The sequence below is a fragment of the Agromyces binzhouensis genome, assembly GCF_004135055.1.
GTDB classification, from domain to species: domain Bacteria; phylum Actinomycetota; class Actinomycetes; order Actinomycetales; family Microbacteriaceae; genus Agromyces; species Agromyces binzhouensis.
The window spans coordinates 1-4656 of sequence record NZ_SDPL01000241.1 but is presented as its reverse complement, the minus strand read 5'-3'; the positions used below and the strand labels follow the sequence as shown (position 1 = coordinate 4656).

The window sequence follows — 4656 nt, the reverse complement described above, 5'->3', positions numbered from 1 at the left end:
GCCGATCCGCCGCGGCCAGATCGCGCCGTCGTCGCGGCACGACCGCCACGACGACCCGGGCGGGCCGAGGCGCCGTCCTCGTCGCCCTGCTCGTTCGCCCTCCGGCCGCGCAGCCGGGCGAGCGTGGCTCCGGCGAACGCCATGGGACCGGACGATCGCGTCGACGCCGAGTCCAGGTCGACCTCGACGTCGGCCGACACGACCTCGGTCGAACCGGTCTCGATCGCCTCGGGCGCGATCACGGTCACGGTGCGTCCGGGATTCGCGGCCATGGTGTCGAGCGCGGCGTCGCGCGCGAGCGGCACGAGATCGACCTCGGCCAGGTCGAGCGGCTTCGCCTCGTCCAGCCGCGCGAGCGCGAGGAGGTCCTCGACGAGGCCGCCCATCCTGACGGCCTCCTTCTCGATGCGATCCATCGCCTGGGCCACGTCCTCCGGGTTCTGCAACGCGCCCATGCGGTACAGCTCGGCGTAGCCGCGCACGGAGACCAGCGGCGTGCGGAGCTCGTGCGAGGCATCCCCCACGAAGCGCCGCATCTGGTCGATCGTCCGCGCTCGATCCCGGAACGCCCGGTCGATGCGGTTCAGCATCGTGTTGAGCGAGCGATTGAGTCGCCCGACCTCGGTGTTCGGCGTCGCCCCTCCGAGACGCTGGCCGAAGTCGCCGTCGGCGATGGCGGCGGCCGTCGCCTCCACCTCGCGCAGCGGCGTGAACGTCGTCGTGACGAGCATCCGCGTCAGGAGCGCGCCGACGAGCACGACGCCGATGCCGAAGCCGAGGAAGATCGTGAGGTACGCGGCGAGCAGCCGCTCGGTGTCCTGCGACGAGATCGCGATGAGGATCGGTGCGAGGTTGCCCTGGTCGTCCGCGTACATGACCGCGTACACGCCGCGGAACGTGAGGTCGCCGTTGGCGTCGGGGAGCGAGAAGACGCGGTAGCCGCCGCCGGCGTTCTGCGAGTAGACATCGGCCTGCGTCAGCCGCTTGGGGATGAGCGGGAACACGCCCGGGTCGCGCGTGCCCCAGTTGTGCGCGAGGAACGTGCCCGAGTTCGCATCGTAGATCGCGACGAAGACGTCATCCGAGGCGTTGAAGTCGAACGCTCCGCCCTCCGACCCCGACGACCCGCCGTCGCCGCGCGTGAGGTACTCGGAGATCTTGCTCGACGCGATCGACTCGAGCTTGGTCTCGAGCTGCGACTCGACGTACGACCGCAGCATCGCCGCCGTGCCGATGCCCGAGACCAGGAGGCCGAGCGTCAGCATGAGCACGGTGACGCCCGTGATCTTGGTCCGGAGCGAGATCCGGCTCCAACGGTCGGCGAGGGTCTGGTGCATGGCGGGCCGAGTCTACGGATCCTCCCTGTACCGGGCCTGTACTAGGACTTCGACTTCAGCATGTACCCGAAGCCGCGCTTGGTCTGGATGAGCGGCTCGGAGGAGTGCTGGTCGAGCTTGCGTCGCAGGTACGAGATGTAGCTCTCGACGATGCCGGCGTCGCCGTTGAAGTCGTACTCCCACACGTGGTCGAGGATCTGGGCCTTCGACAGCACGCGATTCGGGTTCAGCATGAGGTAGCGAAGCAGCTTGAACTCGGTGGGGGAGAGCTCGACCGGCGTATCGCCGACGAGCACCTCGTGCGTGTCCTGGTCCATCGTGAGCTCGCCGGTGCGGATCACCGCATCCTCCTCGGCGTGCATCGTGCGGCGCAGGATGGCGCGGATGCGCGCGACGATCTCGTCGAGGCTGAACGGCTTCGTGACGTAGTCGTCGCCGCCGACCGTGAGGCCCGTGATCTTGTCCTCCGTGTCGTCCTTCGCGGTGAGGAAGAGGATCGGCGCCGTGTACCCGGCCGACCGCAGTCGCTTGGTGACGCCGAAGCCGTTCATGTCGGGCAGCATGACGTCGAGGATGATCAGGTCGGGCTCCTCCTCGAGCACGGCCGAGATGGTCTGCGCGCCGTTGGCCACCGCGCGCACCGCGAAGCCCGCGAACCTGAGGCTCGTCGTCAGCAGGTCGCGGATGTTGGGCTCGTCGTCGACGATGAGGATGCGAGGTCCGTCGCTCATGCAACGATTCTGCTGCGCGTGGGCTGGAACTTGGCTGGGAATTGCTCGAATGGGATTCGAGCGGATGCCCTGAGCTTTCGACGCCCGCGGGCGGCCGTGCAAGACTCGCGACATGGCACGCGAACGAGTGGTGGTCGTCGGCGGAGGCCTCACGGCCGCGCGGGCGGTCGAATCGATGCGCGAGCACGGGGTCGACGACGAGATCGTGGTGGTGACCGAGGAACGGCGCCGCCCGTACGAACGGCCGCCCCTCTCGAAGGGATACCTCGCCGGCGACGAACCGTCCGGCGCGATCTACCCGCTGGATGCCGCCTGGTACCGCGACCACGACGTCGAGCTCCGCATCGGCGTGCGTGCGACCGCGCTCGATCCCGGTGGGCGCACGCTCGCGACCGATGCGGGCGAGCTCGCCTGGGACCGGCTGCTGGTCGCGACGGGCGCATCGCCGCGACGCTTCGACGGTCCCGGTGCCGGGCTGCGAGGAATCCACCTGCTGCGCTCGCTGCCGGATGCCACGCGGCTGCGGACCGCGCTCCGCGCGGGCGACCGGCGCGTGGTCGTCATCGGCTCCAGCTGGATCGGGCTCGAGGTCGCCGCGGCCGCCCGCGGGTACGGGAACGCCGTCACCGTGCTCGGACGCAGCGAGGCACCGCTCGTCGGCGCGGTCGGGCGCGAGCTCGGGGGCATGTTCTCCGGACTGCACCGCGAGCACGGCGTCGACGTGCGCACCGAGGTCGCGGTGTCGGCCATCCGTGGCGAGCGCGGCCGCGTGCGCGGCGTCGTGCTCTCGACGGGCGAGGAGATCGCGGCCGACCTCGTCGTCGTCGGCATCGGGGCGACGCCGAACGTCGGGCTCGCGACATCCGCCGGCCTGACCGTCGACGACGGCATCGTGACGGATGCCGCGTTCCGCACGAGCGCGGACGGGGTCTACGCCGCCGGCGACGTCGCGAACGTGTTCAACCCGACGCTCGGGCACCGGCTGCGCGTCGAGCACTGGGCGAACGCCGACGCGAGCGGGCGCGCCGTCGGGCGCGTGCTCGCGGGGGAGCGGCTCGAGTACGACGAGATCCCCTACTTCTACACCGACCAGTACGACCTCGGCATGGAGCACTCGGGCTACGGCGAGCTCGCCGACCGGGCGGACCTCGTCGTGCGCGGTGACCTCGCCGCACGCGAGTGCATCGCCTTCTGGGTCCTCGACGGACGGGTCGTCGCCGGGATGAACGTGAACGTGTGGGACGTGAACGAGGAGGTGCAACGGCTCATCCGCACGCGCGTCGCGATCGATCCGACGGCGCTCGCCGACACGGGAACGCCGTTGGCCGAGATCGGCGCCGCCGCGTGAGCGGCATGGTCAGGCGCATCGGCCCGCGCGACTTCGACTTCGCGAGGCAGGTCGCGGTGATGGCGATCGTGAACCGCACGCCCGACTCGTTCTACGACCGCGGGGCGACCTTCGCCCTCGACCGCGCCCTCGAGGCCGCGCACGCGGCGCTGGCCGATGGCGCCGACTGGATCGACGTCGGCGGTGCGAAGTTCGCGCCCGGACCTCCGATCCCGGTCGACGAGGAGGCGGATCGCGTCGTTCCCGTGGTCGCGGCGCTCGCCGGATCGGGTGCCGTCGTCTCCGTCGACACCTTCCACCCCGAGGTCGCCCGGCGGGCGATCGCGGCCGGTGCGCACGTGATCAACGACACGACCGGGATCCACGACCCCGCCATGGCCGAGGTCGTCGCCGACAGCGACGCGACGATCGTGATCACGCACAGCCTCGCCGCGCCGCGGACACCGCACCCCATGCCCCGGTACGGGGACGTCGTCGCGGAGGTCGCCGCGTTCCTCCGCGATCGGATCGACCTCGCCCGCTCCCGCGGCGTGCCCGAGGAGCGCATCGTGATCGATCCGGGGCACGACCTGAACAAGAACACCCTGCACTCGCTCGAGCTCACCAGGCGCCTCGACGAGATCTCGGCGGTCGGGCCTCCCTTGCTCGTCGCGCTCTCCAACAAGGACTTCGTCGGCGAGAGCCTCGGGCGCCGGGACCGTCGCGACCGGCTCGCCGGCTCCCTCGCCGCGGCGGTCTACTGCATCGGGCGGGGCGCCCGCATCGTCCGCGTGCACAACGTGCGCGAGACCGTCGACGCGGTCCGGATGGTCGAGGCGATCGAGGGATGGCGCGAGCCGGCCTTCCTCGAGCACAACCTGCAGCCGGACGGTTCGGCGTGAGCGCCGGGATCACGGCGGCCGACCGCGCGCCGTTCGACGCGGATCGGATGCACGCCGCGTACGCGGTCGACGTCGTCGACTCGGGCGGTGGCCCGGACGCCGTGTTCTGCCGGGCCAACATGGTCGAGAGCCTCGACGGCGCGGCGAGCCTCGGCGGTCGCAGCGGCGGGCTCGGCGACCCGGAGGACCAGAGGCTGATGTCGGTGCTGCGATCGCACGCCGACGTGGTGCTCGTCGGGTCGGGCACGGTCCGCGCCGAGGGCTACGGCGGCGCAGCGGTCGTCGAGTCGGATGCCGCGTGGCGTGCCGCGCGCGGTCGGGAACCGCAGCCGCGCTTCGCGGTCGTGTCGTCGCGGCTC

General features: G+C 71.3%; 5 protein-coding genes. 3 read left to right on the top strand and 2 right to left on the bottom strand.

Annotated features, from left to right (window positions below):
- Window positions 1–1337 (bottom strand): sensor histidine kinase (locus ESO86_RS11675; RefSeq protein ID WP_165307710.1); only part of this gene is annotated, 1337 nt, incomplete at its 3' end.
- Between the two features lie 41 nt (window positions 1338–1378).
- Complete coding sequence (locus tag ESO86_RS11670) at window positions 1379–2068, bottom strand: response regulator transcription factor (protein ID WP_129235187.1); 690 nt, start codon at window positions 2066–2068, stop codon at window positions 1379–1381.
- A 112-nt stretch (window positions 2069–2180) separates the two neighbouring features.
- Between ESO86_RS11670 and ESO86_RS11665 the strand changes: the two genes are divergently transcribed.
- From ESO86_RS11665 to ESO86_RS11655, 3 genes are all read left to right on the top strand, one after another.
- Window positions 2181–3416 (top strand): NAD(P)/FAD-dependent oxidoreductase, encoded by a 1236-nt coding sequence (locus ESO86_RS11665; RefSeq protein ID WP_129235185.1) that lies wholly within the window; start codon window positions 2181–2183, stop codon window positions 3414–3416.
- 5 nt (window positions 3417–3421) lie between these two features.
- Window positions 3422–4297, top strand: a complete 876-nt coding sequence (folP, locus tag ESO86_RS11660; protein WP_129235188.1) for a dihydropteroate synthase — start codon at window positions 3422–3424, stop codon at window positions 4295–4297.
- The coding region (locus ESO86_RS11655) for a dihydrofolate reductase family protein (protein ID WP_242492332.1) at window positions 4294–4656 on the top strand (363 nt) is incomplete at its 3' end. The genes folP and ESO86_RS11655, both read left to right, overlap by 4 nt.